The 20,532-nt window shown below is 64.8% G+C and carries 24 protein-coding genes; 8 read left to right on the top strand and 16 right to left on the bottom strand.

Features of this window, described 5'->3' with window-relative positions:
* Window positions 1-8: 8 nt before the first annotated feature.
* A complete protein-coding gene (locus V3C33_05910; protein XAS68810.1) occupies window positions 9-1,733 on the bottom strand; it encodes a urocanate hydratase in 1,725 nt (574 codons plus the stop codon).
* Between the two features lie 222 nt (window positions 1,734-1,955).
* The gene (locus V3C33_05915) at window positions 1,956-2,825 is read right to left on the bottom strand and encodes an IclR family transcriptional regulator (GenBank protein ID XAS68811.1); all 870 of its coding nucleotides are present in this window, start codon (window positions 2,823-2,825) and stop codon (window positions 1,956-1,958) included.
* A 228-nt stretch (window positions 2,826-3,053) separates the two neighbouring features.
* On the opposite strand from V3C33_05915, the gene V3C33_05920 reads away from it, so the two are divergent.
* Together V3C33_05920 and V3C33_05925 are read left to right on the top strand one after the other, a co-directional pair.
* Window positions 3,054-3,641, top strand: a complete 588-nt coding sequence (locus V3C33_05920; protein XAS68812.1) for a dihydrofolate reductase family protein — start codon at window positions 3,054-3,056, stop codon at window positions 3,639-3,641.
* Window positions 3,634-4,251 (top strand): DinB family protein, encoded by a 618-nt coding sequence (locus V3C33_05925; protein XAS68813.1) that lies wholly within the window; start codon window positions 3,634-3,636, stop codon window positions 4,249-4,251. The genes V3C33_05920 and V3C33_05925 overlap by 8 nt, the downstream gene beginning before the upstream one ends.
* Here V3C33_05925 and V3C33_05930 read toward each other — a convergent pair.
* The 3 genes from V3C33_05930 to V3C33_05940 are packed head-to-tail and all read right to left on the bottom strand — an operon-like array spanning window position 4,241 to window position 5,872.
* The gene (locus V3C33_05930; protein ID XAS68814.1) at window positions 4,241-5,212 is read right to left on the bottom strand and encodes an NAD(P)-dependent alcohol dehydrogenase; all 972 of its coding nucleotides are present in this window, start codon (window positions 5,210-5,212) and stop codon (window positions 4,241-4,243) included. The genes V3C33_05925 and V3C33_05930 overlap by 11 nt on opposite strands.
* Window positions 5,213-5,231: 19 nt before the next feature.
* Window positions 5,232-5,450 carry a helix-turn-helix transcriptional regulator gene (locus V3C33_05935; GenBank protein ID XAS68815.1) on the bottom strand — a complete coding sequence of 73 codons (219 nt, stop codon included), beginning with the start codon at window positions 5,448-5,450 and terminating at the stop codon, window positions 5,232-5,234.
* Window positions 5,444-5,872 carry a hypothetical protein gene (locus V3C33_05940; GenBank protein ID XAS68816.1) on the bottom strand — a complete coding sequence of 143 codons (429 nt, stop codon included), beginning with the start codon at window positions 5,870-5,872 and terminating at the stop codon, window positions 5,444-5,446. Before V3C33_05940 ends, V3C33_05935 begins: the two co-directional genes overlap by 7 nt.
* Before the next feature lie 197 nt (window positions 5,873-6,069).
* On the opposite strand from V3C33_05940, the gene V3C33_05945 reads away from it, so the two are divergent.
* The gene (locus tag V3C33_05945; protein XAS68817.1) at window positions 6,070-7,578 is read left to right on the top strand and encodes an amino acid permease; all 1,509 of its coding nucleotides are present in this window, start codon (window positions 6,070-6,072) and stop codon (window positions 7,576-7,578) included.
* 74 nt (window positions 7,579-7,652) lie between these two features.
* The gene (locus V3C33_05950) at window positions 7,653-8,939 is read left to right on the top strand and encodes a serine hydrolase domain-containing protein (GenBank protein XAS68818.1); all 1,287 of its coding nucleotides are present in this window, start codon (window positions 7,653-7,655) and stop codon (window positions 8,937-8,939) included.
* A 90-nt stretch (window positions 8,940-9,029) separates the two neighbouring features.
* On the opposite strand, the gene V3C33_05955 is transcribed toward V3C33_05950, so the two are convergent.
* A complete protein-coding gene (locus V3C33_05955) occupies window positions 9,030-9,779 on the bottom strand; it encodes a 3-hydroxybutyrate dehydrogenase (protein XAS68819.1) in 750 nt (249 codons plus the stop codon).
* Between the two features lie 101 nt (window positions 9,780-9,880).
* Window positions 9,881-11,260: an MFS transporter gene (locus V3C33_05960; GenBank protein ID XAS68820.1), complete on the bottom strand. Its 1,380-nt coding sequence runs from the start codon at window positions 11,258-11,260 to the stop codon at window positions 9,881-9,883.
* 131 nt (window positions 11,261-11,391) lie between these two features.
* On the opposite strand from V3C33_05960, the gene V3C33_05965 reads away from it, so the two are divergent.
* A complete protein-coding gene (locus V3C33_05965; protein ID XAS68821.1) occupies window positions 11,392-12,288 on the top strand; it encodes a LysR family transcriptional regulator in 897 nt (298 codons plus the stop codon).
* A gap of 91 nt (window positions 12,289-12,379) precedes the next feature.
* Here the strand turns inward: V3C33_05965 and V3C33_05970 are convergent, their stop codons facing one another.
* The gene (locus V3C33_05970; GenBank protein XAS68822.1) at window positions 12,380-13,279 is read right to left on the bottom strand and encodes a fused MFS/spermidine synthase; all 900 of its coding nucleotides are present in this window, start codon (window positions 13,277-13,279) and stop codon (window positions 12,380-12,382) included.
* 132 nt (window positions 13,280-13,411) lie between these two features.
* Window positions 13,412-13,960: a hypothetical protein gene (locus tag V3C33_05975; GenBank protein ID XAS68823.1), complete on the bottom strand. Its 549-nt coding sequence runs from the start codon at window positions 13,958-13,960 to the stop codon at window positions 13,412-13,414.
* Window positions 13,961-14,156: 196 nt separating this feature from the next.
* On the opposite strand from V3C33_05975, the gene V3C33_05980 reads away from it, so the two are divergent.
* Window positions 14,157-14,414, top strand: a complete 258-nt coding sequence (locus V3C33_05980) for a hypothetical protein (protein XAS68824.1) — start codon at window positions 14,157-14,159, stop codon at window positions 14,412-14,414.
* A 43-nt stretch (window positions 14,415-14,457) separates the two neighbouring features.
* On the opposite strand, the gene V3C33_05985 is transcribed toward V3C33_05980, so the two are convergent.
* On the bottom strand, window positions 14,458-15,150 hold the full coding sequence (locus V3C33_05985) for an O-methyltransferase (protein XAS68825.1): 693 nt from the start codon (window positions 15,148-15,150) through the stop codon (window positions 14,458-14,460).
* A 32-nt stretch (window positions 15,151-15,182) separates the two neighbouring features.
* Entirely contained in the window at window positions 15,183-15,533 is a 351-nt protein-coding gene (locus tag V3C33_05990; protein XAS68826.1) for a thiamine-binding protein, read from the bottom strand.
* Window positions 15,534-15,645: 112 nt separating this feature from the next.
* Between V3C33_05990 and V3C33_05995 the strand changes: the two genes are divergently transcribed.
* A complete protein-coding gene (locus V3C33_05995; protein ID XAS68827.1) occupies window positions 15,646-16,266 on the top strand; it encodes a TetR/AcrR family transcriptional regulator in 621 nt (206 codons plus the stop codon).
* On the opposite strand, the gene V3C33_06000 is transcribed toward V3C33_05995, so the two are convergent.
* A complete protein-coding gene (locus tag V3C33_06000; GenBank protein ID XAS68828.1) occupies window positions 16,263-16,541 on the bottom strand; it encodes a hypothetical protein in 279 nt (92 codons plus the stop codon). The two genes, V3C33_05995 and V3C33_06000, sit on opposite strands and share 4 nt — an antisense overlap.
* Window positions 16,542-16,754: 213 nt before the next feature.
* Here V3C33_06000 and V3C33_06005 point away from each other — a divergent pair, with 213 nt between their 5' ends.
* Window positions 16,755-17,876 carry a transposase family protein gene (locus V3C33_06005; GenBank protein XAS68829.1) on the top strand — a complete coding sequence of 374 codons (1,122 nt, stop codon included), beginning with the start codon at window positions 16,755-16,757 and terminating at the stop codon, window positions 17,874-17,876.
* Window positions 17,877-18,046: 170 nt separating this feature from the next.
* On the opposite strand, the gene V3C33_06010 is transcribed toward V3C33_06005, so the two are convergent.
* Genes V3C33_06010 through V3C33_06025 form a run of 4 tightly spaced genes read right to left on the bottom strand, consistent with a single transcriptional unit; the run spans window position 18,047 to window position 20,507 of the window.
* A complete protein-coding gene (locus tag V3C33_06010; GenBank protein XAS68830.1) occupies window positions 18,047-18,358 on the bottom strand; it encodes an AzlD domain-containing protein in 312 nt (103 codons plus the stop codon).
* Entirely contained in the window at window positions 18,355-19,116 is a 762-nt protein-coding gene (locus V3C33_06015; protein XAS69665.1) for an AzlC family ABC transporter permease, read from the bottom strand. Before V3C33_06015 ends, V3C33_06010 begins: the two co-directional genes overlap by 4 nt.
* A complete protein-coding gene (locus V3C33_06020; protein ID XAS68831.1) occupies window positions 19,113-19,592 on the bottom strand; it encodes a hypothetical protein in 480 nt (159 codons plus the stop codon). The genes V3C33_06015 and V3C33_06020 overlap by 4 nt, the downstream gene beginning before the upstream one ends.
* 39 nt (window positions 19,593-19,631) lie before the next feature.
* Window positions 19,632-20,507: a glycerophosphodiester phosphodiesterase family protein gene (locus tag V3C33_06025; protein XAS68832.1), complete on the bottom strand. Its 876-nt coding sequence runs from the start codon at window positions 20,505-20,507 to the stop codon at window positions 19,632-19,634.
* Window positions 20,508-20,532: the final 25 nt, after the last annotated feature.

Below are 20,532 nucleotides of genomic sequence, written 5' to 3' on the forward strand. Positions count from 1 at the left end.
GGGAGTTCCTAGTTCTTTGCTTCGGCGGATTCGGCGGGGGCCGTTTCCGTCATGGGGATGCGGACGCCGCGTTCCTTGGCGACCTCGACGGCGCGGTCGTAGCCGGCGTCGGCGTGGCGGATGACGCCCATGCCGGGATCGTTGGTCAGGAGCCGTTCAAGCTTCTGGGCTGCGAGGTCGGTGCCGTCGGCCACGGAGACCTGGCCGGCGTGGATGGAGCGGCCGATCCCGACGCCGCCGCCGTGGTGGATGGAGACCCAGGTGGCGCCGGAGGCAGTGTTGAGCAGGGCGTTGAGCAGCGGCCAGTCGGCGATCGCGTCGGAGCCGTCGGCCATCGCCTCGGTCTCCCGGTACGGGGAGGCCACGGAACCGGAGTCCAGGTGGTCGCGGCCGATCACGATCGGGGCCTTGACCTTGCCGTCCCTGACCAGCTCATTGAAGAGCAGCCCGGCCTTGGCGCGGTCGCCGTAGCCCAGCCAGCAGATGCGGGCCGGCAGGCCCTCGAACTCAACCCGTTCCTGCGCCGCGTCGATCCAGCGGTGCAGGTGCTTGTTCTCGGGGAAGAGTTCCTTGATGGCCCTGTCCGTGACGGCGATGTCCTCCGGGTCGCCGGAGAGCGCCACCCAGCGGAACGGGCCGAGGCCCTCGCAGAACAGCGGGCGGATGTAGGCCGGGACGAAGCCGGGGAATTCGAAGGCGCGGTTGTAGCCGCCTTTGCGGGCCTCGTCGCGGATGGAGTTCCCGTAATCGAAGACCTCGGCGCCGGCGTCCTGGAATTCCACCATCGCCTGCACGTGCCGGGCCATGGAGGCCTGGGCCTTCTTGGTGAAGCCTTCCGGGTCAGCCGTGGCCTCGCGGTGCCATTCCGCCACGGAGATGCCTTCGGGGAGGTAGCTCAGCGGATCGTGGGCGCTGGTCTGGTCCGTGACGATGTCCACGGTGAACTCGCCGGCGTTGTGGCGGCGCAGGATCTCCGGGAACACCTCTGCGGCGTTGCCGACGTAGCCCACCGACCAGCCGCGGCGCTCTTCCTTGGCTTTGAGGACCTTGGCGATGGCGGTGTCGAGGTCCGTCTCCACCTCGTCGAGGTAGCGCTTGCCGGCGCGGCGGCGCAGGTGACTTTCGTCGACGTCGACAATCAGGCACGCACCGTCGTTGAGCGTGACGGCGAGCGGCTGGGCCCCGCCCATCCCGCCGCAGCCGCCGGTGAGGGTCAGGGTCCCGGCTAGCGTGCCGTCCTCGTCCCCGGTGAGCTTTCGGGCGATCGCCGCGAACGTTTCGAAGGTGCCCTGCAGGATGCCCTGGGTGCCGATGTAGATCCAGGACCCGGCCGTCATCTGGCCGTACATCATGAGGCCCTCGGCCTCGAGCCGGCGGAACTCGGGCCAGTTGGCCCAGTCCCCGACGAGGTTGGAGTTGGCCAGCAGCACGCGCGGCGCCCACTCGTTGGTGCGGAACACGCCGACCGGCTTGCCGGACTGGACCAGGAGGGTCTCGTCCTTCTCCATGGTTTCCAGCGTGCGGGTGATCGCATCGAACGCCGCCCAGCTGCGGACGGCGCGGCCGGTGCCGCCGTAGACCACCAGGTCGTCCGGGCGCTCGGCGACCTCGGGGTCCAGGTTGTTCATGAGCATGCGCAGCGGGGCTTCCGTCTGCCAGCTCTTGGCAGTCAACTCGGTACCGCGGGCTGCTTTGACCGGGCGGGCACCGGTGGTGAAATCGGCGGGTGCCATGGTGGCTCCTTTGTGTCTCAGGGTGGGTTTCGGGAGAAGTGCGTCTTTATCAACTAAAGCCTGTCCAGCGCGGGGCCGACAGGGGTTTGGAACGGGTACTGTCCGGTATTCCAGACCAAGCAGTGCCCCCCTCCCCCGCCGTTGCTCTATCACTTGTGGTCCCTAAAACCTGCCGATGGGAACCATAAGTGATAGAGCAACGAGGGGGTAGCGCGCGGGTGGTTAGAGCGCAGGGCGGCCGTGGATGCGGACCGAGAGTTCGTCCGCGACCTTCTGGACGCGGGCGGCGAGCGCCGGCCATTGGTCCGCCGGCAGTTTGTCCTCCAGGAAGGTCACGGCGACTGCCGCCGTCGGCCATCCCACGTGATCCGTAACGGCGGCGGCGATCGAGCCGAAGCCGGGCGTCACCTCACCGTGTTCCGTGGCGTAGCCGCGCTGCCGGACCTGGTCCAGGTGCGAGGACAGCGAGGAGTACTTCATGATGGCGCCCTCCACCTCGTGCCGGGCGCTGAAGGCGGCCGCGTTCGGGTACAGCGCGCGGACCTGCGACTTCGGCAGCGCGGCGAGAATGGCGCGGCCGCTGGCGGTGAGGTGGCTGGGCAGCCGGACGCCGACGTCGGTCACGAGGGACGGCCGGTGCTTGGCGCGCTCTTCCACAATGTAGAGCACATCGCGGCCGTGGAGCACCGCCAGATGCGCGCTCTCCCCCAGCACGTCCACCAGCGACGCGAGCATGGGCCGGCCCAGCCGGGACAGCGGCTCCTGGCGCGAGTACGCGGAACTGAGCTCGAATGCGCTGATCCCCAGCCCGTAGCGCTGCTCCTCGTGCAGGTGCATCACAAAGCCGTTCGCTTCCATCACTCCCAGCAGGTGGTAAACGCTGGAACGCGGCAGCCCCAGTGCGGTGGCAATGTTCGACGCCGCCATGGGCCCGCGCTTGGAGGCCAGCAGTTTCAGGATACGCAAGGTGTTTTCGGCCGCCGGAACCTTTGACGTCACCTTTGACGCCGCCGTCTCCTTCGGCACTGCCGTGCCAGCTGTTGTGGTCGCTGGCGCTGTGGCCACGGCCGGGGCTGCGATGTTGCCTGCCATCTGTCCTCCGTCGGTTTGATCCCGCCACGTTGCCGGTGTCCGGGATACCGTACTTAATCATGCGCCCGGACTGCCTGGCCCGAAAAGCCATCAGAGCACACGACTGTCCGGAATACCAGACAATGGATAGTTGGTGTCCGGGGTTTTGCTCTTGCAATGGGCGATCTGTCGAATCTATGGTCGGCCTGACCGGGAAGAACAGACTCAGAGAGAGAAGGCAGGCTGGCCATGGCGAAGCTGATTTACGCAGGCATCACGTCGCTCGACGGCTACGTGGCGGACCGGGACGGCAAGTTCGACTGGAGCGAACCGGACGAGGAGGTGCACACCTTCGTCAACGAGCTGGAGCGGCCGGTGGGCACCTACCTCTACGGGCGCCGGATGTACGAAGTGATGCGGGCCTGGGAAAGACTCGACGTCACGGAACTGCCTCCCTTTGTCCGGGACTTCGCGGAGCTCTGGCGCGCAGCTGAAAAGATCGTCTACTCCCGGAGTTTGGAGAAGGTATCCAGCGCCAGAACGCGGATCGAGCGGGACTTCGATGCCGAAGCGGTCCGGCAGCTTAAAGAGACGGCGGGACGCGACATCACTGTGGGCGGCCCTCATTTGGCCGCCCAGGCATTTAAGGCCGGGCTGGTCGACGAGTGCCACCTGTTCGTCTCGCCTGTGGTTGTGGGCGGCGGCAATCGCTTTCTACCCGACGATGTCCATTGGGACCTTGAGCTGCTGGACGAGCGCCGTTTCGGCAACGGAGTGGTCCACCTCCGCTACCGGACAGCCAGCACAGTGCTCCGGTATAGTGCGCGCTATGGATGACAAAGCGATTCTGCTCCGGTACCTCCGCACCCGGCGGGAAAGCCTTCTGGGTAAACTCGAGGGGCTGGGCGAGTACGACGCCCGCAGGCCGCTGACGCCCACCGGAACCAACCTCCTGGGCCTCGTCAAGCACGTGGCGAGCGTGGAGTTGGGGTACTTCGGCGAAGTTTTCGGCCGGCCAAGCGGCCGGGACCTGCCTTGGATGGCGGATGACGCGGAGCCGGATGCGGACATGTGGGCGGCACCTGAAGAAACCCGCCAGGACATCGTTGAACTGCACCGCTTCTCGGGCGCCCACAGCGATGCAACCGTCGAGGCACTTCCGCTCGACGCCCCCGGGGAAGTGCCGTGGTGGCCGGAGGAACGCCGTCACGTGACCCTCCACCAGATCCTGGTTCACTTGTGCGTCGAAACGGCCCAGCACCTGGGGCATGCAGACATTCTCCGCGAACTCATTGACGGAAGGGCCGGGCAGGGCCCCGGTGACCCCAATCTGTCCCCTCGGAGCCCTGAGGAATGGGCCATGCACCGTGCCCGAATTGAGGCGGCTGCGCGCGAGGCGGCATCGCAGCAGGACCGGCCGCAACCGGCCCATGGCCTCACACGCTGACTACGACCTTGCCGTGCGCCCGGCCTTCGTGCACGTACTGGATGGCCGCGGCGGCGTCACCCAGGGAGTAGGTCTTATCGATAACCGGCCTGACCGTGCCGGCTTCGATGAGCTGCGTCAGGTATGCAAGGTCCTCCCTGCGCTCCACCGAAATCAGCCCGCACAGTTTCTGGCCCACGAAAAGCGACAGCATCGCGGCGCGCAGCAGTCGCTCAATCCCGCCGAACCACCGCCCGCCCACCTCGCCGCCGACGATGACCAGCGTCCCCTTAGGCGTCAGCGCGTGCCGGAGCCGTGTCAGTGAACGGTTCCCCGCTGTGTCCAAGATGAGGTCATAGCGCACCCCCTTCTCCGCGAAGTCATCCCGTGTGTAGTCAATGACGGAGTCCGCGCCGATCGAACTGACAAGCTCCACCTTGCTAGTGCTGCACACGCCGGTCACCTCTGCACCGAAAGCCTTCGCCAGCTGCACGGCGAAAGCGCCCACTCCTCCCGCCGCGCCGATGACCAGAACCTTCTGCCCGGGTTGAACAGCCCCGCAGTCGCGAAGTCCCTGAAGTGCGGTGACGGCGGAGATGGGCACCGCCGCGGCCTGCTCGAAGGTGAGGTTCGCCGGCTTCGGCACCAGCTTGTCCTCCCGGGCGCAGACGTACTCGGCGAAGGAACCTTCGCAGGTTCCAAACACCTCGTCGCCCGCCCGAAACTGCGTCACGTTCCCGCCGACCGACTCCACACGCCCGGCCACGTCCCTGCCACGGATGCGGCTTTTGGGCTTCTTCAGCCCGAAGCCGACAAGGCGCGTGAGGTAGGGCAGACCCGCCATCAGATGCCAGACACCCTGATCGACGCCCGCCGCGCAGACGCTGATGAGCACGTCGTTGTCGCCTACCGCTGGCTTCTCGATGTCACGGAGCTCCAACACATCTTCAGAGCCGTAAACGTCCTGGACGATCGCTTTCATGATGGTTCTCCTTGGCTGTCTAGCTGTCCGGGTACTGGAATACGTCGTCGAGGGGCACGCTGAGCACGCGGGCGATTTGGAATGCCATCTCAAGGGAAGGCGAGTAGCGCCCCTGCTCGATGGCGATGATTGTCTGCCGGGTGACGCCGATTCGCTCAGCGAGGTCCGCCTGCGTCATCTCGCCCCGCGCGAATCGGAGCCGTCGGATCGCATTCGTGACTTTGGTCGGCTTCACCATGGCTGGAAACCTCGACGGTAGGCGACGATCTTTGCCACAGATCCGAGAATCGCGGACAAGACGAAGGCCAGGTAAATCACGTTGGCGATCCAGAAATAGTCGAGTTCAACCATCGCCATCACCAGGGCCGACACGCCCCCGATCACCACGAATGACTGGCCGATATATTCGCCGAACCGGTAGATCTCCTTGTCGCGCTGATCCTTCTTGCCGGCGTCCTTGGGCGAGGCGATCCCGGTCACGATGTGGAGCACAATGGATGCCGCAATCGAGGCACCGACGGTCCACAGCAGCGGCGCCGCATACGGAACCTCGGCCAGCGGCATGTTGCCGGCCTGCCCAAGAACGATGATCAGATAGGCGGCGTACGAACCAACGGCGAGCACCCCCATGATCCACGCGCTCTTCTCTTCGGATGACATTTTTCCACCCCCATGTAAAACAAAGCTGACATCCCAAAAGTAAAGTATAACTGACATGATGTCAAGAGATTTCGACTTCTGCACGCCCTGGGCAGTCTGAAATGAAAGACACCAATCCCCCGTGAGTCCCATCATAGGCGGCCCAAAAGTGATGTGCTGGTTGGCGATCCCCCTCCCAGTGACGAGAAGGTATTCGTATGCAGCAAGCACCACCGGCCCCGAAGGCACAGACGGGCCCCGCATCCACCAGCGCGGTCAGCGCCGCCGTCGGAAGCGTCCTCAGCCGCGGGCTCAACGTCCGTCACATCCGGTTTATGGCACTGGGCTCGGCGATCGGAACCGGCCTGTTCTACGGTTCCGCTTCGGCAATCCAGAAGGCCGGCCCTTCGGTGCTGTTCGCCTACATGATCGGCGGCGCGGCTGTGTTCATGGTGATGCGGGCGCTGGGCGAAATGGCCGTCCGGCACCCCGTGTCCGGCTCGTTCGGCCAGTACGCGAGCCGTTACCTTGGCCCGTTCGCTGGTTTTGTGACGGGCTGGACCTACGTCTTCGAGATGGCGATTGTGGCCATCGCGGACGTCACCGCATTCAGCATCTACATGGGCTTCTGGTTCCCCGACGTCGATCGCTGGATCTGGGTGCTCGCCATCATCTTCTTCCTGGCCGCCCTGAACCTGCTCAGCGTGAAGGTCTTCGGCGAGCTGGAGTTCTGGTTCTCGCTGATCAAAGTGGTGGCCATCATCGCCATGATCGTGGGCGGCGCAGCCATCATCGTGTTCGGCTTCCAGGCCGGCGGCTCCACCGTGGCACCGGGCCTCGGCAACCTCGTGGAGCACGGCGGGATGTTCCCCAACGGGTTCGAGGGGCTCCTGGCCGCGTTCGCCGTCGTGATGTTTGCCTTTGGCGGGATCGAAACCATCGGCATCACCGCCGGCGAGGCCGCGGATCCCAAAAAAGTGATCCCGCAAGCAGTCAATACAGTGCCTGTGCGCGTGCTGCTGTTCTACGTACTGACCCTCGGCGTACTCATGAGCCTCTTCCCATGGAACGAGATCGGCAGCAACGGCAGCCCGTTCGTGCAGATCTTCAGCGGCCTGGGCATCCCGGCCGCCCCGCATATCCTCAACGCCGTGGTGATCACGGCCGCGCTCTCAGCCATCAACAGCGACATCTTCGGCGCAGGCCGGATCCTGTTCGGTCTGGCCAAACAGGGGCATGCGCCGGCCAGCTTCGGCAAGGTCTCCCGGCACGGCGTCCCGTGGATGACCGTGGTGATGATGGGCGGCATCCTGCTGGTGGGTGTGGTGCTGAACGCACTGATTCCGGAAGACGTGTTCGTATTGATCGCCTCGATCGCCACCTTCGCCACGGTGTGGGTCTGGGTGATGATCCTGGCGTCCCACGTGGCGATGAAACGGGAGATTGCCCGCAAGGACCTGCCGGCGTCGGAATTCCCGTCCCCGTGGTGGCCCGCCGCCTCGGTGCTGACCATCGGTTTCATGGCGATGGTCATTGTGATCCTGGGCGTCTTCGAGGACACCCGCATCGCGCTTTATGTGGGCGCCGTCTGGCTAGGCCTGCTGCTGCTCGCCTACAGTCTTTGGGTCAAAGGGAACGGACGACGCCGGGCGGAACTGGTGGACGAAACCTCACCGCTGCCGGTGGTCGAGACGGGCACGCTGACCCTCACGGGCAACAAAACGTAGCCGGCAGCCCTTCTGCCGGGACGCCCTGTGGGATAAATTGGGCCCTACTATTCGGTGTCCGGCGGGAGTATACGATGGCAGCGAACCCCAAGGGCTTGAGGCACTCCACGGGCCAGTCCCTCGCCGCCCTCGGGATTGTTGCGGCGACCCTGTTCGCCGCAACAGCGTGCACGGCAGTAGACCCGCCCGCTCCCACGTCGTCGGCCACCGGCACGGCTGCCGCATCCGTCCTGGTACACCCCGACAAAGCCAAATTGCAGGAAACCTTCCAGAGCACGGCCAAGGATCTGCTCGTCCCGGGCGCCGTGATGCTGCTGCGGACCCCGCAGGGCGACGTCACCTTCACCTACGGCGTGACGAGCGCAGGCGGAACCACCCCGGTATCGCTGGACGACCACATCAGGATCGGTTCCATCACGAAAACGTGGACGGGGACAGTCATCCTGCAGCTCGCGCAGGAAGGCAAGATCAAACTGGACGACCCCGTGTCGAAGTACCGTCGGGACGTCCCCAACGGCGACAAAATCACCATCGAGCAGCTGCTCACCATGCGGAGCGGAATTTACAACTACTCGGAGTCGTACGAACTCAGCCGCGCCTTGGACACCACGCCGAAACGGGTGTGGACGCAGGAGGAACTTCTCGGAATCGCACTGCCCCTGCCTGTGTATTTTCCCCCGGGCGAGGGGTTCCACTACTCGAACACGAACACCGTGCTTCTCGGGCTAATTGCGGAGAAGCTGGACGGCAAGCCGCTGGGTCGGATTATCGAGGACCGGATACTCGGGCCGCTCGGACTGAGTCAGTCATCGTTCCCGAGATCGGACTCGTCCGATCTTCCGGCGCCGTATTCACGGGGCTACATGTATATGGACAACCTGCTCACGCTTGCGACGACGAAGCTCCCGGCAGACCTGATCGCCAAGGCCCAGGACGGATCCCTGAAACCCAATGATTACACCAACGCGAACCCGTCCTGGACGTGGGCGGCCGGCCAAGGCATCTCCACCGCCGGTGACCTGGCCACCTTGGCCGAGGCCCTCACTGATGGCAAACTGCTCAATGCCGAGCTGCAAAAGCTTCGGATGGACAGCCTAAAGCCTGTCGATCCGGACAACCCGGACGCGGCGCTGTATGGCATGGCGCTGGCCAAATTCGGCAATCTGTACGGTCACACCGGTGAGCTGCCCGGCTACAACTCGTTCATGGGCAGGGACCCACTGAACAAAATAACGCTGGTGGTCTGGACGAACCTCGCGCCCTCGGCAGACGGCCGCGACCCAGCGGCGACGATCGCCAAGTCACTGATCAGCGACCTCTACGCCCCGGAAAGCGTCCCACTGCCAACGCCGGCAAAGTAGGGGCGGCGGGCAGATGGCGGCAGTTGCGCTATCACTTTTGGCTGCCAAAACAGGTAAATAGGAACCAAAGGTGATAGCGCGACGGACGAACTACCGGGCGGACCAGCCGCCGTCCATCGTGTAGCTGGCGCCTGTGACCATTCCGGCTTGATCGGAGGCCAGCCAGTCCACGAGCGACGCAACTTCCTCAGGCTCCACAAGCCGCTTCACGGCAGACTCCGTGAGCATCACCTTGGCCAGCACCTCGGACTCGGGGATGCCGTGAACCAGTGCCTGATCGGCGATCTGCTTCTCCACGAGCGGTGTCCGGACGTAGCCGGGGTTGATGCAGTTGGAGGTGACTCCGTGCTCCCCGCCTTCCAGCGCCGTCACCTTGCTCAGCCCTTCCAGTCCGTGCTTGGCGGATACGTACGCGCTTTTGAAAGGTGAGGCGCGGATCCCGTGTACGGATGAGACGTTGATGATCCTGCCGAACCCATTGGCGTACATATGGGGAAGGGCCGCACGGATCAGCAGGAACGGGGCCTCCAGCATTAGGGCGATGATCCGGCGGAAGTCCGCCGGATCGAAGTCCTCGATGGGGCTGATGCGCTGGATCCCGGCGTTGTTCACCAGGATGTCGCAGTCCAGGCTCAGGGCGCCCAGGGCGTCGACGTCCAGCAGGTCCACGGCCCAGGCCGTGCCGCCCACTTCGTCGGCTAGGGCGGAGGCGCCGGCCTCATCGACGTCGGCAACCACCACCTTTGCGCCGCGGGCCGCGAGTCCCCGGACACAGGCCGCGCCGATCCCGCTGGCGCCGCCTGTCACCACGGCCTTACGTCCGATCAAACTGTTTTCCATAGCAATCCCGATTCCCATACCCTGCGCCCCGCTAGTTCCATACTCCGGCCGCGGCTGCCGGCAGCTCTGCTGCTGACGGCCGCGGTGCCTGCTTCAGCAGCTCAGCGCGAGCCCGCGGGGACGAGTCCTTCGCGTTCGGCGTCGGCCTTGTCCACGTCTTCCAGCGCGATGCCCATGGTTTCCTTCAGGCTCAGCACCGCCACCGTGGTGATGGCGCAGGCCACCAGCAGGTAGACGGCCGTGGGCAGCCACGATCCGGTGTCCTTGAGCCACTGGGTGGCCAGGAGCGGCGCCAGCGAACCGGCGAAGATGGACGTGACCTGCGAACCCAGCGAAACCCCTGAGTAGCGCATCCGGGTGGGGAAGAGCTCGGACATGATGGCGGGCTGGCCCGCGTACATAAAGGCGTGCAGGCAGAGTCCGATTGTCACGGCGAGGACGATCATCACGGGGTTGCGGGTATCGAACATGGGGAAGGCGAAGAACGGCCAGCTTGCACCGGTGATGGCACCCACGAGATACACGGGCTTGCGGCCCCAGCTGTCAACGAGCCTGCCCACCTGCGGGATGACCAGGAAGTGGATCACGTGGGCGATCAGCAAGGCCAGGAGCAGCGAGGAGGTGTCGTACTTGTGCACGCTCTTGAGGTAGACAATCGCGAAGCTCACCACGAGGTAGTACATGATGTTTTCCGCTAACCGGAGGCCCATGGCCTGCAGGATGCCCTTGGGGTACTTGCGGATGACTTCGCGGACGCCGAAGCTGACGGCCTGTTCCTTCTCCAGCAGCGCCTTGGCTTCGAGGAAAATCGGAGCCTCGGTGACGTGGGTGCGGATGTAGTAGCCAACAAACACGATCACTGCGGAGAGCCAGAACGCCACGCGCCAGCCCCAGCTCAGGAAGTCCGCGCTGCTCAGAGTGGTGGACATGACGAACAGCACCAGGGTGGCGATCAGGTTGCCCACCGGAACGGCTGCCTGTGGCCAGCTGGACCAGAATCCGCGGGACTTGTTGGGGCTGTGCTCTGCAACGAGCAGAACCGCGCCGCCCCATTCGCCGCCGAGCGCGAAGCCCTGGATGAAGCGGAGGGCAACCAGCATGGCCGGCGCCCAGTAGCCTACTGTGGCAAAACCGGGGAGGCAGCCCATCAGGAACGTGGCCACACCGACAATGACAATGGTCAGCTGGAGGGTGGGCTTGCGGCCCAGTTTGTCGCCGATCTGGCCGAACACGATTCCGCCAAGCGGACGGGCCACGAACCCCACGGCGTAGGTCAAGAAGGCCTGGATGATGCCGTCCAGCTCATTGCCGGTGGCGGGAAAGAAATACTTGCCAAACACCAGGGTTGCGGCGGTGGCGTAGAGGAAGAATTCATACCATTCCACCACGGTGCCCACCATTGAGGCGGCCACGATCTTCTTGAGGCCAGATCCCTTGGGGGCGGCTCCGGCAGAGTTTGCCGAGCGTTGCTCTACGCTCATTTGTTTCTCCTTAGTGTCCACGTTGACACGCGCTGTGATCCACAGCACTTTATGGCTCCTACTGAGTATTGCTGCACAAAGTTGGCGATTCAATAGCCAAAATGGCACCGCTTATGTGCAAAATTGCAGATATGAACACCAACCCGGACGATCTTCTGGTACTGCTCGCGGTTTCCCGCTCAGCCAGATTTACGACGGCGGCACAGGCCTTGGGCCTGAACCACACCACCGTTTCCCGCAGGATAGCGGCCTTGGAGAAGGCTCTGGGCGGCCGCGTCCTCTCACGGGCGGCCGGCGGCTGGGAGCTCACCGAGCTCGGCGCCGCAGCGGTGCTGGTGGCCGAGCAGGTGGAGGCTGCGGTGCGTGGGCTGGTACCTGGCGGCCGCGCGCCTGACCCGATTACCGGCGTCGTACGCATGACCGCAACCGACGGCTTCAGCGCCTATATTGCGGCCCCGGCGGTGGCACGGCTGCGCCGGGAGCATCCCGGGCTGAGCGTGGAGATCGTCACGGTGACCCGGCGTGCGCTGCAGCAGCGGTCCGGTCTGGATATCGAGGTGGTGGTGGGCGAGCCCCAGATTCACAGGGCCGAGGCGTTCCGGCTGGGAGAATACATGCTGGGGATGTACGCCTCGCGCGCTTACCTGGCCGAGAACGGGACACCGGGGACAGTGCAGGAACTCACCGAACACCCGCTGGTGTACTTTGTGGACTCGATGCTCCAGGTGGACGATCTTGATGCCCCGCGCCGCCTGGTGCCCGCCATGCGCGACGGCCTGAGTTCCACCAACGTTTTTGTCCATGTGGAGGCCACCAGGGCCGGTGCGGGGATCGGGTTCCTGCCGTGCTTTATGGGCGACTTGCACCAGGATCTGGTGCGTCTCCTGCCCCGCGACTTCGCCGAGCTGCTTCCGTACTGGATGGTGCTGCGGCCGGACTCCATGCGCCGGCCCGCCGTTGCTGCCGTGGTTCAGGCACTCCGCCAACAGACCGTGGGGCACACGGAGGCGTTGCTGGGGCGCGGGTGACGCCGAACCCGCCGTTGCTCTATCACTCTTGGTCGCCAAAGCGTCCGGATAGGAACCAGAGGTGATAGGGCAACGGTTAGAAACCGCCTCGTCAGCCCGCAGCAGAGCGATCGCGTCTCAACGGTGACCCTGCGGCGAAGGACCGCACCTGGGCGTCGTTCCAGATATGCGCCGGGACGCCGCCGCCCAGAAGTCGGCGCGCGAGCTGGGGATCGTCGTCGAACGGCAGTTCGCTCCCTGCCATCACCATGTTGCCGTAGCGCCGGCCCTTGAGCATGGCCGGGTCCGCGATGATGATGGTGTGCGCAAAAGTGGCCGCGATGGTGGCGGCGTCCTCGCGCGCATTCTTCAGGTCCGGGGCGTCGCCGGAGTTCACCACGTAGATTCCACCCGGCGCCAGCACTTGCTTGGCGCGCTCGTTGAATTCCCTGGTGGTGAGCGGCCGCGGAGTCAGGGCACCCGCAAAAACATCGCGGACAATGAAGTCGCGGGTCTGCGGGGTGAGGGACTCGGTGACTTCGCGGGCCTCGCCCACCCGAAGGCGCATCAGCGGCGCTTTGGGGAGATCGAACCAGCCGCGGACGTACTCCGCCAGCTTGCCGTCCAGCTCCACCACCACCTGCCGCGCCTCCGGGTAGGCGGCGTGGAAGTAGCGCGCCAGTGAGCAGGCTCCCCCGCCGAGGTGCAGGCCGCGGAGTTTCGGTTTCGACCCCGGGGGCCAGCGCGATTCGATCAGCGCCGACATCCAGCGCATGTACTCAAATTCCAGGAGCAGCGGATCGACCAGGTCAATGTGCGAGCTCATCACACCATTGATCCGAAGGAGCCAACCATTGGAATTGTCCTGGTCCGCGATCAGCTCGCAGTCGCCGGTGTCGATGTAATAGATGCCCTCAACAGGGCCATCCGGGCGGGTGCCCTTGGGCACCTCCACAACTCCCGCCGTCGAGCCTTCAGCATTTCTGCCGCCTGACTTTCCGCGCCGCGCCACTAGTTGTCCACCGCTTCAGTCATGCTTCAACCCTACGGCCCCGGCGGCCCTCCCGGGCACGGGCTCCCGGCCGGTGTCCCGCCGGGCAGCGGACGCCGCGGCGGGAGGGCCGGACGGGTCTATCTAAGCCCCTTAGATCTCCGGCCGGCGATCGTCGGACCTGGCATTTTCATCGTTCCGGTCAGGGCGGCGTCCATCCGCAGGGCGTCCGTCCACGCCCGCCTGATCTGTGCCGCGCTGATCGGGCGAGCCCGGGTCCTCAACGCGGTGACCGTCTGCTGAGTCTGCACTAGCGCGCCCGTCAGGAACGTCGACCCGACGGCGGCCGTTTTCATCGACGTCGGGATCCACGGTATCGGCTTTCTCGATCCGCTCGGCTGACTCGCTGCGGAGACGCTCCGCGTCGACCTGCCTTTGCTCGGCTTCCTGCTTGAGCCGCCCGGCGTCAACCTGTGCCTGCTCGGCGTCCGCCTGGGCACGTGATGCCCTGGCTTCGTTTTCACGGGCATCCAGTTCAACGTCCCCGGCTTTGCGCCGAATCGCGGCCGCCTCCTGGCGGTGCTCTTCATCATGCCTCTGCTGCACTCCTGCTCGCCGACTGCGGGCCACCATGGCAACCACGACAATCAGCACAATGACAACGATTCCAACAATGATCCAAACCCATGAAGCTGTATCCACGGCGGGATCCACCTCTTCTCATATTCGGCATGATCCGGTGGCTGCGGGATGGGGCAACGATGCCACCACAGGCAGATTACCGGTTGAAAGGAACATCGGTCAGGCACTTACGTTCTAATAGTAATCATGCTTACATTTCAAGTGCCAGCAATATTGGATGCGATCTGCAGCCCGCCTTCTTGGAAAGAGAGCGAAGATGACACAGAACCAACGGCCGCGGGACGGTAGCCACACCGAAGCTGCAGCGGATAAGGCGCGGAACACCGCCGGGCACGCCCCCGGATCGGGCGCCGCGGATGCCCCGTCCCAACCACCCAACCCATTGGACAGCAAGCAGCTGATCGAGAATCCACGGTCCAGCACCCACATGGCGGATGATCCAATGGCCGGTGAGCTGGCCGACGATCCGATGCCCGACGATCCCCTCACCCGGGACCGCTCACCCCGTCCGTAGACCCCGCAAGCACCGTACAAGGACGGGTTTGCACGCAACGAAGTCAGCGCACAACAGCCAGGGCAAAACCGTCCCAGCCCTTGGAACCGACCGTCTGGATGACCGTTGCATCCAGCCGCGGGTCCTGCCCCATCAGGTGCAGCGCACTCAGAATTCCCGGCGCGTTGACCTCATCCATGGACGGATCCAGCAGCGCCCCCTCCCACACCACGTTGTCCATCACAATGGTGGTTCCGGGCCTGCCGAGGCGTATGGCCCACTCCAGGTAGTGCGGGTTGTTTTCCTTGTCGGCATCAATAAACACGAAGTCGAACTTTCCACGCGCTTCAGACTCCAGGGCGGCAAGGGACTCGAGGGCGGCACCCACCCGGATCTCAACCTTTTGTCCAACCCCCGCCGCATCAACATTGGCCCGGGCCACCTGGGCATGCTTGGTGAGATATTCGCACGTGACGAGACGGCCGTCGTCGGGAAGCGCCTGGGCCATCCAGATGGTGCTGAAGCCGGCCAGGGTTCCGATCTCCAGCACCTGCCGAGCGCCGGAAATCTGGACCAGCAGCTTCAGCAGCTTGCCCGCATTGGGTGCCACCTCGATGGGCGGCATGCCGGCGTCGACGGCGGACTGCACCGCGCGCTTGAGCGCGTCGTCAGGATGCACGACGGCGGCTGACAGGAATTCTTCCACCGCCACCCAGGCGGGTTGGGCCTTGTGTTGAAACGTAGGGTGCTCAAACATGGCCCCAGTCTCGCAGTTCCGGGTCCAGCCAGCTAGGGGTTTACGGCGATGGCGTTTTCGAGGCGTTCCACCTTGGCCGTGAGTTCACCGGAGTAGCCGGGGCGGATGTCCGCTTTGATGACAAGGGAGACGCGGCTGCCGAACTGGCCGACGGCCTCCGTGGCGCGCTTGACTACAGCGAACACCTCGTCCCATTCGCCCTCGATGGTGGTGAACATGGAGTCGGTCTGGTTGGGCAGGCCGGACTCACGGACGATCTTGACGGCGGCGGCAACGGCGTCGTGGACGGAGGCGTCCGGCGATTGTGGGCGGGTTGCGCCGTCCGCATCTGCGGGCTGGCTGGCGGGAATTCCGGAGGGGGCGACTGAGAATGCAAGCAACATAAAGCCAGTCTGCCACGGCCGGAACGCAGGTCTCGGTCTCGCGAATACGTCATATAACCTGCTACCAACCAGTAACGCGGGTGCTCAGCCACAGCGTTGCTAACCTTGAATGATGAACCTCGCAGTAGACCGCAAGCCCCTTCGTGCTGATGCTGCGCGCAACGTCGACAAAATTATTACCGCGGCCCGCCAATGCTTCCGGGAGCTTGGCCCCGATGTGCCGCTGCAGACCATCGCCGCGACCGCCGGTGTAGGCCCCGCCACACTTTTCCGGAATTTTGCGGACAAGGAAGAACTGGTCCTGGCGGCGTTGAACCGCCAGCTGCGGATCACCGTGGATCCGGTTATCGATGAAGCCCTTGCCGGTCCCGATGCCGCCTCAGGCCTGCTCCGGGTGATCGACTCCGTGATGGCCGCAGCCAGCGAAAACGCCAACCTGCTGGGCGCGGTGGCAGGCCGCCGTGAACTTCTCACCGGGATCACGGGAAGCCTGATCGAATCCGTGGGCGTGCTGCTGGGGCGCGGGCAGGGACAGGGCACGCTCCGTAGCGACATTTCGATGACTGACATGATCCGGCTTCTGGCCATGCTGATCGGTGTGGTTGACACCATGGAGCCGGGATCCGATGCCTGGCGCCGGCCGGTGGCCCTGGTTGAGGATGCCATCCGCGCGGAACGGCCAAACCGGCCGCTGCCTCCCCAGGTGCCGCTTCCGGGTATGCCGTTCGCCTAGGAAGCCTGTTGCCTGCTGGGTTCTATTTCGGGCTCCGAAGGTACTTTCCGGCCCGGCGAATCGCCGCTTCCCTCCGAATGCTTCTGCTCCGCCGCATGCTCCTTCGCTTCCTGAAGGTGGAGCTGGAGCTTCTCTTCTGCTTCGCGGCGGCGGCGCGCCGTTCCGCGGAGTTCCCGGGTGGCCTCAGACCCGCCGGGATCAACAAATCCGGTTCTGGACTTGTCATGGGGATCCTTGGGGCCAGCTGTCCGGGCCGGCGTGATGTCTTCGCTCATAATGTTGGAGGTCTCTCTGTGGTCAACGACGAATAGGCGTCGCGCACCTGCCTGCCCACTGCACAGCCACTAAGAGTTTACAGCCCAGGTGGCCCGTGCCACCAGAGGACGACGAGACTCACGTATAGTGCTCGCGAAATGGGGTGCGTGCCTCATCTGATAAATGCTCGCGAAATGCCGGTGGCCGCCCGGGTGCTGCGGTGTGCTTGGCGGATGGGTCAGTTGTCGATGGGTGCGCGTCGGGAGATCACGAAGAAGCATGCGGCCGAGTATGGTCGCGCGTCGAAGAAGGCCAAGGGGATGATGCTGGATCAGCTGGTCGCGACGACGGGCTGGTCCAGGGCCAACACGAGACGGGCGTTGCGGACGGCGCTGAAGCGGAAGGGCCCGGCGAAAGCGGTCAAGCGCAGACCGCGGTCCCGTTCGTACGGGTATGACACGCTGAAGCTGTTGGTTCAGGTGTGGAACCTTGCCGGGCGTCCGTCCGGGAAGTATCTGGCCGCGACGATGGCCATCTGTCTGCCCAAGCTGGAGGAGTTTCACGAGCTGGATCAGAGACGTCTGAACGAGGAGACGTGGGCGCAGCTGCTGGCCGTCTCCGGGGCAACGAGCGACAGGATGCTGAAGCCGACCCGGGACGGTGCGCGGATACTTGGCCTGTCCGGGACGAAACCCGGGCCGCTGCTGCGCAACTCGATCCAGGTCCGCAAGGCCGGGGATGAGCACGAACAGGCGCCGGGGTTCGTCGAGGCGGATCTGGTGCTGCACTGCGGCCCGACCCTGGCCGGGGAGTTCATCCGCTCCCTCACGGTCACCGATGTGTTCACCGGCTGGACGGAGAACATGGCCGTGAACAACGGCGCCCACCGGTGGGTCATCGAGGCAATGACAGGCATCGAGGCCAGGCTGCCGTTCCCGCTCGTGGGCCTGGATACCGACAACGGTGGTGAATTCATCAACCACGCCCTGATCGAATGGGCCGGTGAGCGGGACTTGTTCTTCACCCGGGCCAGGCCCTACAAATCCAACGACAACGCCCACGTCGAACAGAAGAACGGCGACGTGGTGCGCCGCCACGCCTTCCACTACCGCTACAACACCGCCGAAGAGCTCCGGCTGCTCAACGAGCTCTACCCGCTCGTGAGGGTGCGGCTGAACATGTTCACCGCGACCACGAAAGCCATCGGCTGGCGTTCGAACAGGAACGGAAAGAAGACCCGGGTCCATGACAAGCCACGCACCCCCTACCAGCGGGTCATGGACTCAGCCGTCCTGACACCGGAGCGCGCCAGCGACTTCGCCGGCTCTTCAACGACACCAACCCCGCCGAACTGACCCGCGCCATCACGGCCATCCAACACAAACTCATCGCCCTGGCCAAAGACAAAACCAATGCCATCACCGCCGGCATTTCGCGAGCATCTTGACTTGAGGCACTACGGAGGATCCGGCCGGGGAGAGGGCGGCCGGGCTGGTCAGGCGGCCTGGCTCGGCCACGTTGGACCCTAGTTCCAGCCGACGAGTCTCAGCGCAGCAGCCGCACCCGCGCCTGCCAGGACCACCACCAGGAACGGTGCACGGAAGAGGAGCGCAATTGCGGCTGCGGCGAGGGCACCCAGCCGGGCATCCAGAGCCAGGGACTGCCCCGTGGCCACGGCGTTCACAATGGTCAACGAGGCCAGCAGCCCGATGGTCATGGTGCCCGCCACGCGGGACATCCTGGGGTTCTTCAGCAGCTTGGCGGGCACCAGATAGCCCACGAGCTTCCAGGCATAGGCCAGCACACAGGCCAGCAGCAGCCACATCCAGAGGTTCATGCAGCACCTCCACGGGATGCGGACTCACCATGATGACGGCCACCATGATGATGCTCGGCGTAGGGATCCACGTCCGGCTCGAGCCCTTCATCGCTGCGGCCATGGCTGAACCAGCCGATCACTGCCGCCACAACCGCAGCGACAAGGATGGGCACACCGGCCGGCACGAACGGCACGGCGAGCACGGTGGCCAGCGCGCACACCGCGGCGATGGCCACCGGTTCACGGCCCTTCAGCCTTGGCCACAACAGTGCCAGGAACGCTGCCACGGCGGCGCCGTCGAGCCCCCACTGTTTGGGGTCGCCCAGGGCGCTGCCTGCCAGCGCACCCACTGCCGTAAAGATATTCCAGAGCACGTATATACCGATTCCGGCTGTCCAGAAACCGCGCTGTTGTTCGCCCGGTTCGGTTTGTCCGCTGCTGGTGGCCGTCGATTCATCAATGGTCAGCTGGGCGGCCACATATCTGCGCCAGCCCCGCGGATGGAGCAGTGCGTTAAGCTGCATTCCATAGATTCCGTTGCGCATGCCCAGCAGTGTGGCCGCGCTCATCGCGGCGACGCCCGATCCGCCGCCTGCCACCACACCGATAAACGCAAACTGCGACCCACCGCTGAACAGCAACAGGCTCAGGGCCATGGTCTGCCAGAAATCGAGCCCTGACGTGACTGACAGGGCCCCGAACGAAACGCCATAGAGCCCGGTGGCGATGCTGATGGAGAGCCCCACCCGCACGGCCGGCGACTCCAGGAGTTTCACCGCCGCAGCCCGGCGTCCGGCTTCCGCAGGCTCCACGCCCACAAAATCAGCGGTGCCTGGAGCGGAAGGCGGACGGTGTGTGCCTTGCGTTGCTTCGGCGATCCCCGGGGCCCATACGCGCGGCGAAGGGCGTCCAGGTGCCCGGCGAGGAACGCGGCGAACATCACGGTAACGCAGGTGGCCGCTGCCCGGCGCGTGGCCGGGATGAGGAGCCCGACAGCGGCGCCCGCCTCGAGCAGTCCGCTGACCGCCACCCATTCCTCACGCGACATCAATGCCAACGGTCCGTCCGGCGTTCCGCCTGCCTCATGGACGGACTCATCGCGGCCGGAATCATCACGGCACAGCACGTCGGGCACCACCTGGTAAAAGAATCCGGGCTCGCGGAAGTGCTTCATGGCGCTGGCCATCAGGAGGGCGCTCATGGCAACCGCGGACACAGTCTGGGTGGCCCGGCCGGACCAGGTGAAAGGCATGGCACCACTCAACCACAGCCGCGGCCGGGGTGTTAACCGCTACAGCTGGGCCAGCACCTGGACGGGCTTGTTGGTGGTGATCTCGTGGACGCCCAGGCCCTGGCACAGCGCCACGTCCTTCTCTGAATCCACGGTCCATACCCGGAACCGGCGGCCGGATTCCAGCCAGCGCTGCACGGTGCGGGCGTGCTGGCGGACGTAGTCGATTCCGGGGCCGGCCATTCCCACTTCGCAGTTGTCCAGGATCCGTTCGCCTTCCAGCTGCGCAGCCTTCATCATATTGGCCACGGCACCGCCGGTCAGGGCCCCCAGGCCCAGTTCCTCGCGGACTTCCTCCACGTTGATGTCATCCACCAGCTGGCAGATGAATTCGGCTGGAACCGTCTTGAGGAGGTGTTTGATGGAGTCGGGGCTGAAGCTCATGAAGGAGACACGGATGTTCTCCAGAGATGACGTTTCCGGATCCCAGCCTTCGTCCGTCAGAACCTCCAGCAGCCGGTCCTCAAGCCTGAGCTGATAGGGGCTGGGATGCTTGAGTTCGATCGCCAGCCCGATCTCGCGGCCCGCTGCGCGCAGAATATCCAGCATTTCGGGCAGGGTCAGCAGCTGTTCGGACTTTGCACCGTATTCGTCCGGGATCCGGGCACCCTTCCAAGAGGAGAAGTCCAGCTGGCGCAGTTCCTCGAGGGTCCGTTCGGCCACGGGCCCCGTGCCGTCCGAGGTGCGGTCCAGATTGGCATCATGAAGCAGGACCAAGTGCTGATCCCTGGTCAGATGGACGTCGCACTCCACTCCGTCGGCGCCGTCGGCCAGGGCACGCCGGTAGGCGGCGCGAGTGTGTTCGGCGAAGGCCGCGCTGGAACCCCTGTGCGCGTAAACCAAGGGACGGGTAGGGACGGACTCGTCGGTTGTCATGCTGACACGCTAGCGGACGACGGCT

Source organism: Micrococcaceae bacterium Sec5.7 (assembly GCA_039636785.1).
Classification (GTDB): Bacteria; Actinomycetota; Actinomycetes; order Actinomycetales; family Micrococcaceae; genus Arthrobacter.